This is a genomic window from Vibrio breoganii (genome assembly GCF_001677275.1).
Taxonomy (GTDB): domain Bacteria; phylum Pseudomonadota; class Gammaproteobacteria; order Enterobacterales; family Vibrionaceae; genus Vibrio; species Vibrio breoganii.
Window position 1 is genome coordinate 1,069,890 of sequence record NZ_CP016178.1, and the last position, 19,031, is coordinate 1,088,920.

Annotated in this window: 5 protein-coding genes; 1 reads left to right on the plus strand and 4 read right to left on the minus strand. The window is 46.2% G+C overall.

Going from position 1 to position 19,031, the window contains the following annotated elements; all coding sequences use genetic code 11:
• Positions 1 to 41 precede the first annotated feature (41 nt).
• Positions 42 to 776 (plus strand): hypothetical protein, encoded by a 735-nt coding sequence (locus tag A6E01_RS17675; RefSeq protein WP_065210879.1) that lies wholly within the window; start codon positions 42 to 44, stop codon positions 774 to 776.
• A 392-nt stretch (positions 777 to 1,168) separates the two neighbouring features.
• On the opposite strand, the gene A6E01_RS17680 is transcribed toward A6E01_RS17675, so the two are convergent.
• The 4 genes from A6E01_RS17680 to A6E01_RS21325 form a co-directional block, all read right to left on the minus strand.
• Positions 1,169 to 2,461 carry an HlyD family type I secretion periplasmic adaptor subunit gene (locus A6E01_RS17680; RefSeq protein WP_017029495.1) on the minus strand — a complete coding sequence of 431 codons (1,293 nt, stop codon included), beginning with the start codon at positions 2,459 to 2,461 and terminating at the stop codon, positions 1,169 to 1,171.
• Positions 2,458 to 4,503 (minus strand): ABC transporter transmembrane domain-containing protein, encoded by a 2,046-nt coding sequence (locus A6E01_RS17685; RefSeq protein WP_017029496.1) that lies wholly within the window; start codon positions 4,501 to 4,503, stop codon positions 2,458 to 2,460. The genes A6E01_RS17680 and A6E01_RS17685 overlap by 4 nt, the downstream gene beginning before the upstream one ends.
• Complete coding sequence (locus tag A6E01_RS17690) at positions 4,500 to 6,122, minus strand: ABC transporter transmembrane domain-containing protein (RefSeq protein ID WP_065210880.1); 1,623 nt, start codon at positions 6,120 to 6,122, stop codon at positions 4,500 to 4,502. The genes A6E01_RS17685 and A6E01_RS17690 overlap by 4 nt, the downstream gene beginning before the upstream one ends.
• 260 nt (positions 6,123 to 6,382) lie before the next feature.
• Complete coding sequence (locus tag A6E01_RS21325) at positions 6,383 to 18,973, minus strand: VCBS domain-containing protein (protein ID WP_065210881.1); 12,591 nt, start codon at positions 18,971 to 18,973, stop codon at positions 6,383 to 6,385.
• Between the last annotated feature and the right edge of the window lie 58 nt (positions 18,974 to 19,031).

The window sequence follows — 19,031 nt, forward strand, 5'->3', positions numbered from 1 at the left end:
AATTAACTTAAGACGTAGCATGATTTAATCAAGGAGCAAAAATGAAGACAGTATTTAAATTCGCAGTGATAGCGTCATCTGTATTTCTTGCTGCTTGTGGAGGCAGTGATAGTGATAATTCACCCTCACTGAATGACTTTGATGTTGATTTTCAATCGTTTAACTATGTGAGTACTGGGGTTAGCTCAGAAGCGGAATACAGTGTAGAGCCATTTTCTCAAGAGGTGACCTTATTCGATGGTTCCGTGTACGGCGTGGTCACATATAGAAGCCTACTGATTCAATATGAAGGTGCTGAACTCCCTTCTTATAAAGTCGAAGTGGCTCTTAAAGACGACAATACTGACACAGTACTGGATGAACAAGATCTTAATGTAAGCTCTTCTAACGATGACAAACTCGTATTCGCAGTTGGCGATGTCACTAATGCCGTTGATGATCCACCGCGTTTGATTATCTTCGATGAGCCTGACGATGAAGTAGCGGATGACAAAGCCGCATTGTATGTAATGAACCTAAGAGACACCTCTTCTAATGCAAGTACATACAGCCTCAGTATCGACGGTATACAGGTTCAAACCGGGTTAACTCAGGGCACATTATCCCCTGTCATTGAAGTTGCAGAAGATGCAGATGTTCTTATTACCGTAACAGACAGTATCGGCTCCCAAGATTGTGATATTACTAACTTCGACTGGAGTGTTGATGACGATTGGATTGTGGTGTTCGACAAGGCGAGCTTAGACCAATGTTATAGCCCAGTAGCTATCGAATAACCTTAAAGCACTCGGGAATGACGTGTACGTAGGCATATGAAAAGAGAATATAAACACCACGTCATCCTGATGAAAACTGGAAGCCAGCCCAGCAGGATCTTGGGGAGCACTCGGTTAGTCAGGCTGCTTCTAAGATCCTGGATAGTTGCTCCGCAACTTCCAGGATGACGGTATTGATTACACTATGAGAAAGAGCATTTAAGAGACGCGAAAATACCCCAGTTCGTCATCCTGATGAAAACTGGAAGCCAGCCCAGCAGGATCTTAGAGCGCACATTCTCACTACCCTGCACTCATACGCTCGTCGTACCGGAAATGTTTTATCGGGGACCTTTTCAATAAGAAAACAGCGCTATATAGCGCTGTTTTTATTTTCTCCAACCAAATGAAATCTACCTTTCCCCAAACGCCCTGCTCACATTGGTATAAATAGGTTTCCACAGATACTGGAAGACCGTCTTCTCACCCGTAGTGATGTCCACTTCTCCAGTCATACCGGGCAATATCGTAAATTGCTCAGGGTTATCACGGAAATAAGCCTTCTCCACATCTACGGTCACGTCATAGTAAATCTCACCACGCTCTGTTTGACTGGTGGTTGGAGAGATATTGATAACAGTACCCTTAAGTGCGCCAAATCGAGAGTAATCAAAGGCATCTACCTTCACTCGTGCTGGTTGGCCTACAGAAACAAAGCCGATATCTCTTGGAGAAAGCTTGGCTTTAAAGCGCGCCTTGCCCTCGACAGGTACAATCTCAACAATAGTGCCACCAGGTTGAATAACACCGCCTCTCTTAGTGGTAGGTAGGCTTTGAATCAACCCTTTTACCGGCGAGGTCACTAGTGTATTGCTGACCTTTGCTTGTCCAGAGCGCAATCGCGCGCGCAAAGCTGATAATTCATCTACCGCTTTAGAACGCTCTTTACTTGCCTCGAGTTTTGCTTCAGCAAGTAGTTGATCAATCTTCAAGACCGTCGCTTCTGCTTGGTTTACAAGAACGGCTTTCTTGCCTTTGTCTTGCTCTACTTCAGCTTCTATAGAGGCAATGGTTTGTCTCATCTCCAACACGCGTATTTTAGAAATACTTCCTGATTTTAAACCCTTCTCCAAAATAGCCAGTTCGTTCTGAGAGGCCCTTAATTGACGGATTGCAGCTGGCAGTTCGCGGTCAATACTCTTTAACTGCCCTGCTATCTGCTCACTCTCTTTTTCTAATACAATGCGTTTTTGAAAATACACTTTTTTTGCCGCAGCAAGTTGTGCTCGCTGCTCAGCGACTACCGCAGGGTATGATTCTTCGTACTCTGAATAGTTGGGCTCTCGCTCTTCTATAAGGGCGGTTAAACGTTCAATAGTTAACTTTAGTGATGCCTCTTGCGCCTTCAATTCATCTAAAGCAGATGCTTGGAAGGTATCATCAAATTCTACAATGGAGTCTCCGACTTCAACTAAGTCCCCTCTTTTAACAAAGACTGTTTTTAGTTTGCCGCCCAATTCACTTTGTATGACCTGACGCTCACCCTCTGGAATCACTGCACCTTTAGCTTTGGCAATTTCATCTACTTTGGTGAGTACTGACCAGGCTGCAAACGCTGCCACACATATAGCAATTAACAATGTGCTGTAACCCAGAAGGCGCTTGATCGCCCCTGATTCAATCACCTCTACATGATTATCACTCATGAAGACACCTCCATTGCCGCTGGCGGTTGCGCGCCTTCTTCTTGCGCCTCGGGAACAGGCCCAGCATAAACAAGGTTGCCCCCGTCAAGGATAACCACTTGATCAGCTAAACTGATCATCTCTTTATCATGCGTCGTCATTACCACAGTTGCCGCGCCTCGTTTTGATAGAATCCATTCTTTCATTTCAACAGCAGGGTTATCCAACAGATACATTGGAAAGTCATGCAGCCTAAATTTTGCATCAATAAGAATATTAGTAACCACACCTACCACATCATTGTTCACTAGCGTCATCAACTGAGTGTTGATGCCTTCCGGCAGGGATGACAGCCATTCCTCGCCACCAGCCGCCACAATACTTGCCACTATGTCTTCATCATTACAAGCTCGACTGTCCGCAATGAACTCTTTTATGGATAGAACAGGAAGCACTCTTCTCGCCGGCATATACCCTAACCATTGACGGTACAACAAGGGATCATACTGAGAAAGATTGCTGCCATTCACTTTCACTGAGCCATTTTGCGTGGGTACCAGTGCAGAGATTACCTCTAATAAGGAGGTTTTTCCCGATGCCATTGGCCCTGTAATTACAACTAATTGCCCCGGCTCTATAGAAAAGCTTATTCCTGATAATGCAGGCTTTTGCTGGCTCGGGTAACGCAGAGTGACTTGATCCAACTCGATTGTTGGCGGCTTGTCGGAAAGCGGTTGATGCTGATAAATAAAGTCCCCTTCAACCGTTTGCGACAGTGCAAAGTTCACTTGCTGTTTTGCACCCGCCACTTGTTTAAAGCGTCCAGAGCTGTTGGCGAGCATTTGAGCAGGGCCTGTTACTCGAGAGATAAGCATCATGCTGGCAATAAGGCCACCGGCCGTCATTACTTCGTTGAAAATCAAGTCAATCCCCAGCGCAATCACCGCTAAGGTACTAAGCAAACCCACCGCATAATAAATGGAGGTGTACTTAGCTTGGTGAGCCACGTGATCAAAGCTATTTTTAGATGCCAGGTAGTTGGCCTTTTTGAAGCGCTTCAACCAGTGTCCTAAGTACCCTGTGCTTCTCAAGAACGTCAGCTTAGTGTTGATCTCCATAAGGAGACTGTTTCTTGAGGTACCAGCAATGGTTTGCCTATTCGATTTTTGCGCAATACGTTTTTGGCTTCGTACCGCAAGCAGGAAATACACGAGCAAAGCAACTATAGGAACAACAACAATCCAACCACCCAAAAATCCAATGGCCACAATAAACAACAGAACAAACGGGGCATCAAATAACGCGCCCCCCAAAGGCCCTTGCGCTACGCCTTTTAAGCTTTCTGCATTGGTCAGCCTTGCCATCAAGCTAGAACCATTTGTTAACCGATTTTGAGCAAGCGGTGTGGCAAGAACTTTGTTAATGATTGCCTCTGATATCTCCCTACTAATGCGGTTTGAGATAGTCGAAAGAAGCTGACTACGAAGCACCTTCAAAGACAGAATCATGCTAAACAGTAATAAGGCGCCAATGCCTATTCCCATCACCTCATGCCCGGCATCGCCCGCGATGACATGGTCATAGACTGACATAGTGACAAACGGAATCATCAAGGCAAATAAATTGGCGATGAAGCTAATCGTTAACAACTTTGGAATAAGCGGACGATACTGGTTGAGTTGGTTGCCCAACCAATCTGGTGAGTGTTTTTCTTCAGGATAGCCCGTAATTACAATAAACAAGGAATCTATTGCGGCCTTAGGGGTTGCTGCTTCAACAAACTCTTGGCCTTCAAATTCTTGATAGCCACCTAAAGAGTAACGCCCTACGGTTGCCTGTTCTTTTTGAATTTGAAGCACAGCAATGTGCTCTTGTTTACCAATCGCTTTGTTGCTCCCGAGTACTTGAAACGGGATAGCAAGACGCTCTAGTAAAGTCAGCAAATCATCCAACGACTCGACATTGTTCTGTTGTTGCCATTGCTTGCAAAAGTGCTGGTGATTGGTGTCCGCATCGATCGCTTGTAAAAGACCAAATACGCTCTGAGACAAAGTATAAATCATTGGTTATTCTCCACTTTACTTGGAGAAACACGCTTAGTAGCAAGCTCCAATATGTCAGGGTTTCGACTATTAATGATGAAGCTTCTGCCATTTTTAGAGTAATACTCAATCACTTTAATTAACTGAGAAATTGATTCCAGATCTAAGTCTTGCTCAGGGCAATCTAACAACACCAGTGAGGTAGGCTTAGCCAATTGCGCGGTAATAGCCACAAGCTTAATACTGCCATCGCTGAGGTTATTACCAATCTGCATGCCGACCTTAGTCTCCACACCATTTGGAAGTTCGGCGATAATTCTTTGCAACCCTATAGCCTTCGCTATGGTTTGCGCCGCTTCGTTATTGTTAGAGTCAAAGCCACTCAAGTTGTCTAGCAACGAACCGGAAACCACCTGTGGCTGTCGCACCACTGCGCTAATCTGCGATAAATGATTGTGCGCCTGTTCACTAAGTACAGCATCATTCCAACTGATCGAGCCGGAATCGACACTCTCGACCCCAGCAACGGCTGCCAACAGGAAGCTATTGGCAAGGGTTTCAGACTCGAGTACCACCACATCGCCTGGAGTCACATCAAATGAATACTGATAAGGGGTATTAAGCAACGAGATCTTCGCTTCATCTAACGCGAGTTTCTGGAGTGGCTCAAGGTACGTGCGATTGGATTGAGAGTCTTCATGATCAATCGCATTGAGTAGTTTTGAGACGGCTTCGTTCGACGCTTTAAAGGTGCTGTATTTTAGGCGAAGACCCATAAGCGCACTCATAGGCGCAACTGCACGCCCCGATAATATAGAGCAGGCGGCTAATCCACCTGTGGTCAGCGTGCCTGCTAGTACATCTAAGCTGCCTACCAAAACAATCGCCACCGAAGTGCCCAGTGCCGCTACTTGAATCGCCTCTTGCGCAATGCTCGTTTGACGCTCAGCTTCAGAGCTAGCCAGCCAACGCTTTTGATTTAGCTTGCGGAAAAAATGGAAGATTTTAGCTTCGTTTGCTTGCGCTTTTATCGTTTCGATCTTTGAGAAAATCGATACTACTAAGTCGCTTCTATCCAATTCACTATTCGCAGCATTTTGTGCGTGCGTATTAGAGCGACTAGAAAACACCCACACTAATACAGCAGTGATGGCCCACACGATGATAGGGATAATCACCAGATTTCCACCAACATAGTAAACCAGACCTAAGAATATCAAGACGAATGGCACATCTATCAAACCACTGACAAACCCGCCCGAGTAAAAGTCTTTAATTTGACTGATGCCTTTAAAGCCTTCTTGCAAGGTACCAGGGTGCAGGGCTCTTACCTGCTTAAAAGAGATGGTATCTAGCTTGTGAACCAATATTTCATAAGAACTGCGTTCAGTATTGGTCGCTGCTGCACCTAGCAACCAAGTACGAACAAAACGTAAGAAGGCATCTAGCAGTATCGCAACGCTCGCCCCAGCTAAAAGTAGTGTGGCGGTACCATAAGCTTGGTTAGGTAGAATTCTGTCGTATATCTGCAAGACAACCAATGGAATAGCTAAAGACAAAATATTAATAAGCAATGATGGTGCTAATACTTCTTTAATTGTTTGTCTTTTTCTGGCGCTGGTATCGAAAAAGGAATCCATTTAAGTTCTTACACTCCCTGTAAGCGGTGTTTCATTCAAAAAACGTATAGTTAATCAGTAGTTACATTAAAGAGATAACAATTTTAGTCTAGTCTCTTTAACGCATATTTCACACATTAAATAGCCTTGTTTACCGTTTTGTGTCTAATAATTACGCAAAGCGTCCTAAAGCACATTAAGAGCAATGTACTTTAGGACGAATGATTAAATAATAGACCGCTAATTAAGACCAATTATTAGTCCAGTGTTCTATTGCAGGACTAATAATGATGTTCGACCAAAAGGTCGTGGTGGTGATTAAAGTCATCATGGGTCTGATGCTCTAAATCATGAATGTCATCTCCCATGATTGTTGAACTACTAACCCCATGCTCATCTCGTATTACCTCTGATGATGCAAAAATAAGGTCCAGATCTGCTGGAGTATCAAGAGAGTGAGGGCCGTCGTGATTGTGTTGCACAATACCCACATGAGCTAAATAGGCTTGAGCCCCTGTATGTTCTGGTTGCTCTGTAGCAAGATCATCTAAGGTGACAACTACATTCTCAATAATATTCGTGTCCGCTTCATCCGCCGACGAAAGAGAGGATGGCTGTGGTGCCGGAGCTGGGTTTTCCAACATCATGCTAAGAGTAGCTGGAGCTGAATCTACATGCCCATCATTGGCGGTATAGCCGAACGCTAGCAACTGTCCACTTTGAACTCCCTGAGCTGGTACAAATCGCAAATGATCTAAATCACTAGACAATATTGGTGCATTCGCAGCAACAGCCGATACGCCGCCATGCCCATCATCCAGCTCTAGAACGCCGACGGCAGGGTCTGGAAGTGAGGTAACGGTAATATGATGCAACGCATCACCATCAATGTCTTTAAATCCAAAATCAGCACTACTGAATACATGGGTTTGTCCTGCTTGTTCAGTCATCCCCGGTACTGGTGTCACTGTAGGGGAGTCATTCTCGCCTGAGATCTGAACCTCTACCTCATAAGCAGTGCCATCCTGACTATAGACGGTGACCTTATCTATTAGTGTCTCTCCTTCTTTTAACCCCTGAATAGCAGCATCAGATTGTTTAGTCATGGTGTATCCCCAATGACCATGTTCATCGATATCTAGCTCACCATATTGGCCATGTAAGCCTGTTGCCGCTTTGAAGACTTCCTCGGAAGAGCCGTCAGGGTCACTAATGCTAAGATCTCCAGCAGTTTTGCCCATTGGTGAGTCCTCTCGCACAAGCGCAGATACAGCCACGCTAATTTGCGCTGGATCGTTGACAGGCGTTACATGAAGTGTCGCGGTTTGCTCTGCAGAGTCAGCATGACCATCACTGACTTTATAACCAAAGTGAACATCACCATTAAAGTTTGTCACTGGATTGAACACCAAATGACTAATTTGGTTTTTCGCAATAGTTTGCCCCGACGTAACAGGGTTACCATTAAGTAGTAATTGTCCCTCTGTCGCGGGATCAGGGATACTAGTCAACGAGATTGAATGCAAGGTATCGCCTTGGTCTGTATCTGTGAAACCAAACATGACTGGCCGAAAATTCAACGAACTATCTTCATTGAGTGTCTTAGTGAGTACATGGGACACAGTCGGCGCGTCGTTAGTACCTGTAATGGATACAGTAATATCTTGGCTTGTACCATCTGCTGATTGAACCTTGATAGTGTCAGTAACCTGCACACCTGCTCCAAGTCGTTGCACATTTTGGTTTGCATTATTTAATGTATAGGTCCATTCACCATTACGGTCGACATCAAGGGTTCCATAGGTTCCTGCTACAGTTGTAGCTTGAAAATGCTCTTCACCCCTATCAACATCAGTCACCGTTAGCTTTCCCGTTGCAGTTGCAATGCTATCTTCTGTTACTGCCCCAGCAACCGTACCACCAATTGTCGCCTCCTCATTGCTACCTTGAAGAGTCACGGCAACAGTGTGCTGCGTCCCATCTGCAGAATGCACAGTAAAGGTTTCTGTGACTGTTTCGCCATGAGGAATCGCTTTTATGGCGTCCGGTGTATCCACATGGTACTGCCAGTTACCATCAGCTGTTATTGATAAGTGTCCGTAGGCAGATTGCTGGAAACCCGGGTTAGCACTAGTGCTATCCGGCACGACATTAAGCTCTTGAATAAAGTGAGCTTCACCACTATCTGGGTCTGTAATATGCAGTTGTTCGGCCGTTGTGGTCGTAGCGGATATAGACGGGCCATCAGTTACCGTTGCTGTACTTGTACCAGTAATGGTTGGGGCGTCATTGGTTCCGGTTAGGTGAATCACCAAGTTTTGTGGTGCACTATCACCATGATTATCACGAGCAATAATAGGAATAGTAATATCCTTGTGTTCACCCACTTTTAGAGCATTGTATGCGTGAGGGTCAAAGCTATAACTTCCATCAGGGTTCAAGGTAAAACCTGCAACCTGACTGCCTTGCAAATGGTAAGTCGTGTGTTGCCCTTGCAAGTTGTCACTATCAACATCATGGGCGCTAAGCTGGCCCGTGACGACAGCGTCATCTTCATTTTTCGTAATTTGTGTAATGGCATCAAGCACAGGCACATCATTAGTACCGGTTACGGTAATCACAAGGTTGCGAGTATGACTGCTACCGCCATTATTATCAGTCACGGTTACAGGCACCGTCAGTGTTTCTTTTTCACCTTGCGCAAGGTGTTCGAAGATCGGGTCTTTAAGATCCAAGCTATAAGCGCCGGTGGCCGAATTTAGCGAAAACCCAGCATGAGTGTATTGAGTCTCATAAATCAACACATCCGCAGGGTTATCAATGGTGCGTGAGCCTTGCGTGTCCACATCTGTAGCATGTATTTGTCCTGATAGAGTATTACCTCCCTCTTTTCCGTTTATAGCGGTAATGGCATTTAGCACAGGATCATCATTGGTACCGCGAACTTCTACGGATAAGTCGTACTTAGTGCCATCTTGGGATGTAATGTGGAAGTGCTCGGTCAGTTTTCCTATTGCACTCAGTTGTTGTACTCCTGGTTTATCACCACGAGTCAGGACATAGTTCCAATTTCCATCTCTATCCAATTGCAAATACCCGAACTGCCCACGGATATGGCTATTCGCTTGGAAGTGTTCTTCTGCACCGCCAGTTGGCGTATCTACATCAGTAATACTAAGTTTCCCGCTGGCACTACCCTTGATGTCTTCTTGAGCATAATCTGGTGTTGGATTTGTAATTACCGCAGGGTCATTGGTTGCAGTAACTTCAATAGCCGCCAACGCGCTGGTCGTCGCACCCGCCGAATCTGTGACCTCGTAGGTCACATGCACAGTACCGTGGAAGTTTGGATCTGTTGGGACAAAGCGATAGCCATTGCCACTTGCCTCAAACCTTCCTTTGGCTTGATCACCGGTTACAAGAGTCGGTGTTCCCGTTAAATGCAATTTGTCGCTATCTGTCGCAATGTCAGGATCTTTAACATGCGCCAAGAACTGTGACTCAGTGAATACATGAGTTGCTGTTGGCGCTGCTGTGGTTGATTCCGCTACGCTACCCAACTTAAAGTCAGAAGCGACAGGTTTATCGTTCACCGCGGTAACAGGCAGAGTCGCCGTTACTTTTTGTACTTGTGAATGATGCATGCCATCAGTGACTTCAAAACTGAAGTGAAGATCACCGTGCTGATCTTGCTTTGAACTAAAGATAAAGTTCCCTTGCCCATCATCTCTCACTGTCACTGGAGCGCCATTGGTGTCCGTGATTTTCAAATGCGTAACATGTAAGGTATCACCATCAGGATCGCTTGCCCCAGCCAAAGTGAGTAGCTGTTGCGCAGATACTGTGTGCGTACCAAAATCCTCAGTCTGGCTAGATAAATGGATATCACTGTTTGCCACTACCGGAGGGCGGTTATGTCCCATCACGGTTAGCGTCACAATCTGTGTATCGCTACCACCATGTCCGTCGGTCACCTCTACTGGCACCTTAAATACACGAGTTTGGCCTGGCGGTATTGAACCAAAATGAGCACTGTCAGGCGTGAAGGTATATTCACCTTGAGCATTAACGCTAAAGCCCGCTAAGTTTCCTTGACCATCAAGGAACTCCTTTGCAATTGCGCCCCCCTGTCCATCGGTTGGCGCACCGGAGTGATAAGCAAGTGAGAGTATGTCTTCGTGATCAATATCTGCCACAGTAAGTTGTCCCACTACATGAGTAGTATCCACTTCAGCAATATCAATTCCTTGTTGAATCTGATGTTGCGCATTCTCTATATGTTGATCAACACCGGTGATCTGAGGAGCGTCATTAGTACCGGTAATGGTAACGACTAACGTTGTGGGAGCCGCATTCGGGCCACGAACTGTAAAGGTTTCTGTCAGCGTTTCCCCAACAGCAAGTTGATTGACGGGATCCGTAGGGCTGTTGTGTTGGTTTAAATGATATTCCCAACCCCCATTTGGTTGCAGTTTGACGAAACCAAATGCGCTAGAGCCGTCGGCATGAGCATTGGGCATCAAGTGGTTGGCACCATACACTTCGTCATGCGAGCTATGGGTTCCCGATACATGCACTTGATGGACGGTGCCGGTTACCTTGTCGCCGCCTTCAGCAATAGTCGTGTGATATATATCTTGCGAAAATTTGTCTTGGTCAATAGGGGCCTTAGGTGGGGCAATTTGAGATCCATCACTCCCTGTTCCACGACCTGGAATCAAAGGAACATGGCGTACAACGCTAAATGAAGTTTGCATCTTAGTTGAAGCAATCCCATCGGTAACGGTGTAATCGATCACAACAGGGCCTGTAAAATGGGATGCTGGAATAAAATCATAGCCGCCCTTCCCGTCTTGCCTTAATGTCCCAACACTTGCGTCATGCAGATGAATATCAGAGAGCTGCTGTCCCGCACCCGTAGCGGTTAACCTTCCAATTGAAAGATGATCGCCAGTATCAGGATCCGTTGCTCTATCCAAAAACATCTGGTCGTCAAAGTGTGCTTTCGGGTCTGCAACTTGAGTACCGTGAGTATCATCCAAATACAAGTTAGGCATCGGCACACCGGTCGCTTCAGGCGCATCATTGGTACCCGTTACTCTTATCTCGATAGTATCTTTGATAGTGATACCACTAGAATCAGTAACACTAACCACAGCACTAATAACCTCAACTTGCCCTTCTCTTAAGTGGTTATAAAATGTGGCTGTTGGCTCAAAGGTATAGACCCCAGTATCAGGGTCAATAATCAACCCTGGGACAGGTTTATCGAGACTAAAGTGAAGCATATCCGTAGTATCTTTGTCATCAACATGCAGTTTTCCGATGACCGGTTTACCATCTTCTACTGCAACAATAGTATCCACCTGCGTAACTTCAGGCGCCTCATTCTTGCCAGTAATATCGATGTTAATAGTATGCGATGTGCCATCGATTGACCTAAAGACTACCTTGTCCAGCATGTGCTCTCCGGCTCCCAGAGCCAGTACCGCTGGATCCTTGTCATTTAGGGTGTAATGCCAGTGACCATTCCTATCAATAGAGGCGAAACCATGAGTTCCTGGAATTGAACTCGTCGCTGTGAAATGACTTTCATCTTTATCTGGATCCGATACCGTCAAATACCCTTCTGCCACCAAGTCGCTACCGTCTGTAACACTTAGGTCTTGAGGGTGTGCATTATCCGGAACAATTAGCGCAGGATCAGGAAGCGGATTAACATGCAATGTAGCCACGGCTGATGGTGTACCACCCCCGCCATGTTGAATATTGCTGCTAGTATCACCATCAGAAACCGTGAAACTAAACTTAACATCAGTCCCAAATTTATGACTATTCCAGTTCGCTGACGGTGTAAACAGCCAACCTCCATTAGGGTCTTTAACCAATTGACCTGCGCCTGCTGTTTTCAGTTGCAAAGAGGTCACATGTAAGTCTGTCTCTTGGTTATCTATATCACTCGTATGGGCAAGAAGATCGCCTTCCGAGATGTGAATCGCTGAAGAGTCCTCATCAATGCTGCTCAATCCAACATTGCGTGCATTAGGGGCATCATTTACTGGATTAACGTGGATATAGCCACGCTCTGTTACCACGCCACCATGGTTGTCATCGATTTTAAAGACAACTGGAACCTCACCTGGGAAAGTGTCCGCATTTTCATTACTTGCCGGAATAAACTCAAAGCGGCCCATCCCGTGGTCGACTAAACGACCATATTTAGGGTCAATCGTGGGGTTGAATACGTCAAGTTTGTCTTGCTCAATATCAGAAATCTGTAGTAGTGGATGACCCCAACTAGGATTATCTCGACCTAGAGTAAACCTCAAGTGATTGTCTTCATCCACTTGTAGTGGCGCGACCTGATTAACGCTTGGATTGTCATTTTGTCCACGCACAGTAAAGTGCATATGCTGTTGATCATGCGCACCGTGATTGTCTGTGACAGTCACCAAGACATCGACTTTAGCGTTCTGCCCAATCTGCAAGTGCTGATAGATTTGGGCGCTTGCATCAAAGGTGAAATGACCATCATCACCTAACGTTAAACCTGCATCTTTAGCGGATACGGTTGTAGTGTGTCCGAGCTCATCGGTTACTTTTACCTGAGTGGTAAAGGTATAGGTATCACCTTGCGGATGGTTAGAGTCCTTTTGGTCATCCACATCATTGAAGAAGACCTTTCCTGATAGTTGGGTGTCTTCGTTGACAGAGAGCTGTGGTTGGTGAGCATTGTTACCAGTGCTCTGCATACTTTGCTGATGACTAAAGTGTCCAGGTCGATCTTCGATTTTTAGTACAGATAAACGTGGCGTGTCATTTGTACCTTGGATAGTTAAATGCAGAGTTTGCTTAGTCGTGCCACCATGATCATCTTCTACTATTACAACAACGTCTTGGTCGAGATGTTCCCCGACTGACAAATGCTGCAACGCCCCTGCATCCGTTTTTACTCTAACTTGCCCATTTTGATCAATGCTAACCCAACCAGGGTGCCCCCTTTCCAAGCTAAAGGTATGGTGAGTGTCATCAACGTCAGTCAGTGCTGGGAGTTGCACAAATTGTCTGTGGTTGTTTATGTGGCTACTAGAGTCTTCAGCAAAAGTTTGGGGCACATACGCCGCCAAGACAGGATCGTCGTTAGTCCCATGCACAGTCACTGTCACTTCCTGCTCTACTGGCTTGCCAGATGAATCGGTCACCAAAACTGTAAATGTCTCGGTTGGATTTTGGCCTTGCTGCAGTTTCTGGGCGTCAGGGTCTGAGTTATTCAGTTGATAATGCCAGTGGCCATTTTGGTCTATGGTAAAGGTACCAAACTTCCCGACTCGGGTTTCAGTGCCTGAGGTTGCACCATCAACTGACCAAGTTAGTGTGCCGTCATTGTTGTCATAGTCTGTTGCGCTTAGATCTCCTGCTATAGATGGAGTACCTGCTACAGCATTAGCTGTGCCACCAGCCTCGGTTACAGCTCCTGTATGGGTGCCGCTGATAACGGGTACATCATTTGAACCCGTTACCGTTATCTCTACCGTATGTTTAACAGGTGTGCCTGATGAGTCGGTATCGGTTACCTCAAAGTGCTCAGTAACAACCTCACCTTGGTGAAGCCTATCAGCTGGGCCATTTTGAGTGTTATCTAGGGTGTACTCCCAACGTCCCGTGCGAGCATTGATTACCAACGAACCATATGTACCTTGCCCATTAGTCACCGCCCAGTGAGCAGGGTCGCCTTTATCTGTCTCTTGAGCACTCGAGGTACCGGATACACTTGGTGTGCCAGTTTCTGCGCTCGTGTGACGATGCCCATCAGGGTGAGAGCCAGCCTCGACAACGTTTCCTTTGTCGCCAGTATTAGCAATCACTGGCAGGTCATTAGTACCATTAATAGTAATAGCCACATCATGGGTCGTACCGTCTGCACTCTGTACTGTGATGGTATCGGTGAGTGAATCGCTCGCTTTTAGCTCTTGAATAGCGCGCTGATTATTATTTGCTTCATAATGCCAATGACCATGAGTATCCACAGTTAACGAACCGTACTGTCCGTTAATTGTCTCGGCTTTGAAATGGTCCTCATTACTATCAACATCGGTTACCGCTAGATCGCCACTCGTATGCAGTTGATCTTTCGTATTGAAACCAGTGTCTTCGGTTAAGGTTGCTGAATCTTGACCCGTTATATGTGCTTGGTCGTTACTGCCAGTTACATTGACTGTCACCTGATGTTCCGCGGTTAACCCTTGGCTATCGGTCACTCTTACCGTAAAGGTTTCAGATACTTGCTGCCCTTGAGTTAAAGCCTGGGTTTCAGTTCGACTGTTATCTAGGGCATAGGTCCACTGGCCGTTAGCATTGACCGTTAGATGACCATAAACGCCACCACCAGCGGCATGACCGCCAATTGGATTGATAATACTCCAAGATTGAGTATCACCACTATCGACATCCGTTCCTGTCAGGTGCCCAGTAGTCGTTGCAGAGCCAGTGATTGGTTGACCCGCAGCAGTAGAGCCTTCCTCAATCACACAGCCTGAATCGGCATCACTGCCGTGCAATGAAATAACAGGTCTATCATTGGTACCTTTTACCGTTACCTCTATATCTTGAGTAGTCGTAGCCCCATTGTTGTCAGTCACCAACACATGCAATGTTTCGGTATGAGTCTCACCATGAGCCAGTACTTGAACTCTTTGGTTGGCATTATCTAGCGTGTAAGTCCAACCGCCTGAGCTTGGATTTAAGGTGAAGGTACCGTATTGACCATGCAAATTATTGGTGGCTGAATACTGTAGAGTTGCATGCTGGTCTGAATCCGTCGCGGTTACCTGACCACGCACTAATAACACATCGTCTTCTTTAACTGTTTCGGCCTGTGGATGACTGGTAATAACCGGAGCGTCATTGGTGCCTTGAACATCGACCGATACCTGTTGAGTCACCTTTGCTCCATGCTCGTCTGTCACAGTAACCAACATATGCTCTTGGTAGTGTTCTCCATCACCCAAGACCTGTGAGGCTGCTTTGTCTAGAGAGTAATGCCAAGCGCCAGTGGTTTTATCCAGAGTGAAGACGCCATAGTTTCCTTGTAGGCTGTCAGGGGTATAGGAAAGTTTCGCACCATGGTCTACATCAGTCGCGATTACCTGACCGCTAGCATCTAAGACTTTATCTTCGGTTACAGAGCCGGTCTGCGCATGACTGGTGATCTTGGGCCTATCATTGGTGCCCTCAATATCAATGGATACCTGCTGTGTTACCCTAGCGCCATGCTCATCGGTCACTGTAACCAACATGGTTTCTGTGTGGTGTTCACCCTCCGCAAGATCTTGATGATGCTGGTTATCAAGAGTGTAAGTCCACGTACCCGAACTTTTATTAAGAGTAAATGAGCCATATTGCCCCTGCAGACTATCTGGCGTGTAAGTGAGCACAGAGCCTTTGTCGACATCAGTCGCAGTCACCTGACCGCGAGCGAGTAATACGTCGTCTTCTTTCACTCCCGCTGATTGAGGATTACTGGTGATCACAGGCCTGTCGTTCGTGCCTGTCACATCAACCGTCACTTGCTGAGTGGTCTTAGCACCATGCTCATCGGTGACGGTAACCAACAAGGTTTCTGTGTGCTTCTCACCTTCGGCAAGGTCTTGATGGTGCTGATTATCCAGTGTGTAAGTCCAAGTACCTGAGCTCGGATTTAGGCTAAAGCTCCCGTAGTGACCTTGAAGGTTATCTGGGGTATAGGTAAGAATGGCCCCATTATCCACATCCGAGGCAGAGACCTGACCTTTAGTGAACATAGTGCCGTCTTCATTGACTGAGCCTGATTGTGCTGAACTTGTAATGACTGGCTTATCGTTAGTGCCTTCTACTGTTACCACAACACTTTGTGTGGTGGTTGCACCTTTGTCATCGGTAACCGTCACATGCAGTGTTTCAGTGTGGGTTTCTCCAAATGCTAGGGCCTGATGAGCAGTATTATCGAGTTTATAGTGCCATACGCCCGAGCTTGGATTTAACGTGAAACTGCCATACGCGCCTGTCATTTCAGTTTGTGGAGCCGAATAAGTTAATACAGCACCATGATCTACATCGCTAGCCGTTATCTGTCCTGTAGCGGTTAATACATCATCTTCTTTTACCGTCTCAGCTTGCGCTTTGCTAGTGATTACGGGTTTATCATTGGTACCCTCGACATCAACTGTGACTGTTTGAGTCGTTTTAGCGCCATGCTCATCGGTTACTGTAACCAGTAAGGTCTCAGTGTGATGCTCACCCTCTGCGAGTGCTTGATGAGCAGAGTTATCTAGTTTATAGGTCCAAGCACCCGAGCTTTTATTTAGGGTGAAGGCACCATATTGCCCAGTTAAGTTATCAGGGGTGTAAGTTAGCACTGCATGGTTATCAGCATCGGTTGCAGTAACCTGACCGCGAACAAATAAGGTAGCGTCTTCTTTGACATTTTCATGTTGCACGCCACTGGTAACCACAGGTTTGTCATTAGTCCCCTCAACATCAACCGTGACCGTTTGGGTGGCCTTAGCGCCATGCTCATCGGTTACCGTGACCAAAAGCGTTTCGGTATGATGCTCTCCCTCAGCCAGTTCCTGATGAGCGCTGTTATCTAGTGTATAGGTCCATGTACCGGAGTTTTTATTTAAGGTAAATGAGCCATACTGACCCTGCAGACTATCTGGTGCATAAGTAAGCACGGCGCCCTTGTCGACATCCGTTGCGGTCACCTGACCGCGAACAAATAAGGTAGCGTCTTCTTTTACCGCACCGGTTTGCGCCTGACTGGCAATAACAGGTCGGTCATTGGTGCCTTCAACCTCAACCGTCACCTGCTGTGTGGTCTTAGCGCCATGTTCATCGGTTACAGTAACTAACAAGGTTTCAGTATGATGTTCACCCTCTGCTAAGGCTTGATGAGCAGCATTGTCTAATTTATATGCCCAAGATCCAGAGCTTTTGTTTAGAGTAAAGGAGCCATATTGCCCTTGAAGATTATCAGGGGTGTAAGTAAGAACCGCATGATTATCTACATCGGTTGCTACTACCTGACCTCGAACAAATAAAGTCGCGTCCTCTTTTACCGTTTCGCTTTGTACGCCACTTGTAATTACAGGTTTATCATTGGTGCCAGTAACTTCAACCCTTACCTCTTGAGTCACCTTAGCACCATGCTCATCGGTTACAGTAACCAACATCACGTCAGTGTGATGCTCACCTAAAGCTAAATCTTGATGGCCATTGTTGTCCAACTTATAGGTCCAGGTGCCTGCACCGGAATTAAGGGTAAAGCTGCCATAATGACCTTGTAAGCTATCAGGGGTATATGTAAGCACAGCCCCATGGTCGATGTCGGTCGCGGTTACCTGACCACGAACAAATAGCACGTCATCTTCTTTGACGGCTCCGGTTTGAGCTAGGCTGGTGATTACGGGCTTATCATTAGTACCCTCAACGGTAACCGTCACTTGCTGTGTAGTCTTTGCACCATGCTCATCGGTTACGGTAACCAGCATGTTTTCTGTATGAGATTCACCCAGAGCTAGAGCTTGGTGAGCATTATTGTTTAGCTTGTAGATCCATCGACCTGAACTAGAACTTAATGAAAATGAGCCATACTGCCCCTGAAGATTATCCGGCGTGTAGGTTAACGAAGACCCATGATCTACATCTGTTGCCGTTACTTGACCTTTAACCGCCAACACATCATCTTCTTTCACGGTGCCTGCTTGGGGTTGACTGGTAATCACAGGCCTATCGTTCGTACCTTCTACGTCAACCGTGACTGTTTGAGTAGTCGTAGCGCCGTGCTCGTCTGTAACAGTCACTAGCATGGTTTCAGTGTGGTGCTCGCCTTCCGCTAGGGCTTGGTCGCCTTGGTTGTTAAGGGTGTATGCCCACTTCCCTGTCGAAGGGTTTAATGAAAACAAACCATACTGTCCCAGAAGATTATCAGGGGTATAGGTCAACACTGCCCCATGATCCACATCGGAAGCAGAAACTTGTCCATTTACAAATAGAACACCGTCTTCTTTAGTTGATTCATGTTGTGCTTGGCTGGTGATAACCGGAATATCATTGGTACCTTGCACTGTGACTGTAATATCTTGATGTACAGATACGCCTGCAGCGCTAGTCGCGGTTACGTGCAAAATTTCAGTGTGAGCCTCACCTTGAGCAAGGTTCTGGTGATGACTGTTATCAAGGGCATAGCTCCATTCGCCCGTATCCTTGTTCAAGGTGAATTCACCGTATTGGCCATGCACATCGTCAGGAGTAAATGTTAGTGGAGCGCCTTTTTGCGCACTATGAATATCAACTGTTCCTGATACTGCCAGTGTGGTGTCTTCTACGACTGTTCCAGATTGAGGTAACCCAACCACCGGAGGTGTCAAATATGAATAATCTTTGTGCTCAACTGTATGAGAATTAATGGTTGGAATAGGTGTTAAGTTCGTCTGACCCAAGGTATTCGTAGGCGTGCTAGTGACAGGCTTTCCATAATGATGAGGCTGCGTGAAGTGATGGCTACCGGTGTTTTCAGTATGGTGTGGTGGCTCATAATCACCACCAGCGATATAAGGTGCGGGTTCTGGATGAACTATCTGATTGTCCTTTGTTTCAATTGGGCTATACGTTTGATCTTGCGGTGTATTTACATATTCTGTGTGCGAAATTTCAGAATCAACTCCGTCCTCTGAAGCCTTACCTCCAAAATGATACGAGGGTAGAATGAGGGCGACTGAGCGGGGTACATAAGTTCTTGGAATGGAGAACTGGCGAGTCTTCTTGATTCGACCTTGCTCATTCTGTTTTTTAGCATCTTTAATAACTCGCTTAGTTTTGTCTTCATTTGCCATCAAATATACCGCCCGTAATCATCCGTAAACAAAAAATATGCACTAGCATTGGCGGTGT

Bases quoted from the DNA above. Each gene is read 5' to 3' on its own strand.
- A6E01_RS17675 (WP_065210879.1), top strand. From the start codon at position 42: ATGAAGACAGTATTTAAATTCGCAGTGATAGCGTCATCTGTATTTCTT.
- A6E01_RS17680 (WP_017029495.1), bottom strand. From the start codon at position 2,461: ATGAGTGATAATCATGTAGAGGTGATTGAATCAGGGGCGATCAAGCGC.
- A6E01_RS17690 (WP_065210880.1), bottom strand. From the start codon at position 6,122: ATGGATTCCTTTTTCGATACCAGCGCCAGAAAAAGACAAACAATTAAA.
- A6E01_RS21325 (WP_065210881.1), bottom strand. From the start codon at position 18,973: ATGGCAAATGAAGACAAAACTAAGCGAGTTATTAAAGATGCTAAAAAA.
- A6E01_RS17685 (WP_017029496.1), bottom strand. From the start codon at position 4,503: ATGATTTATACTTTGTCTCAGAGCGTATTTGGTCTTTTACAAGCGATC.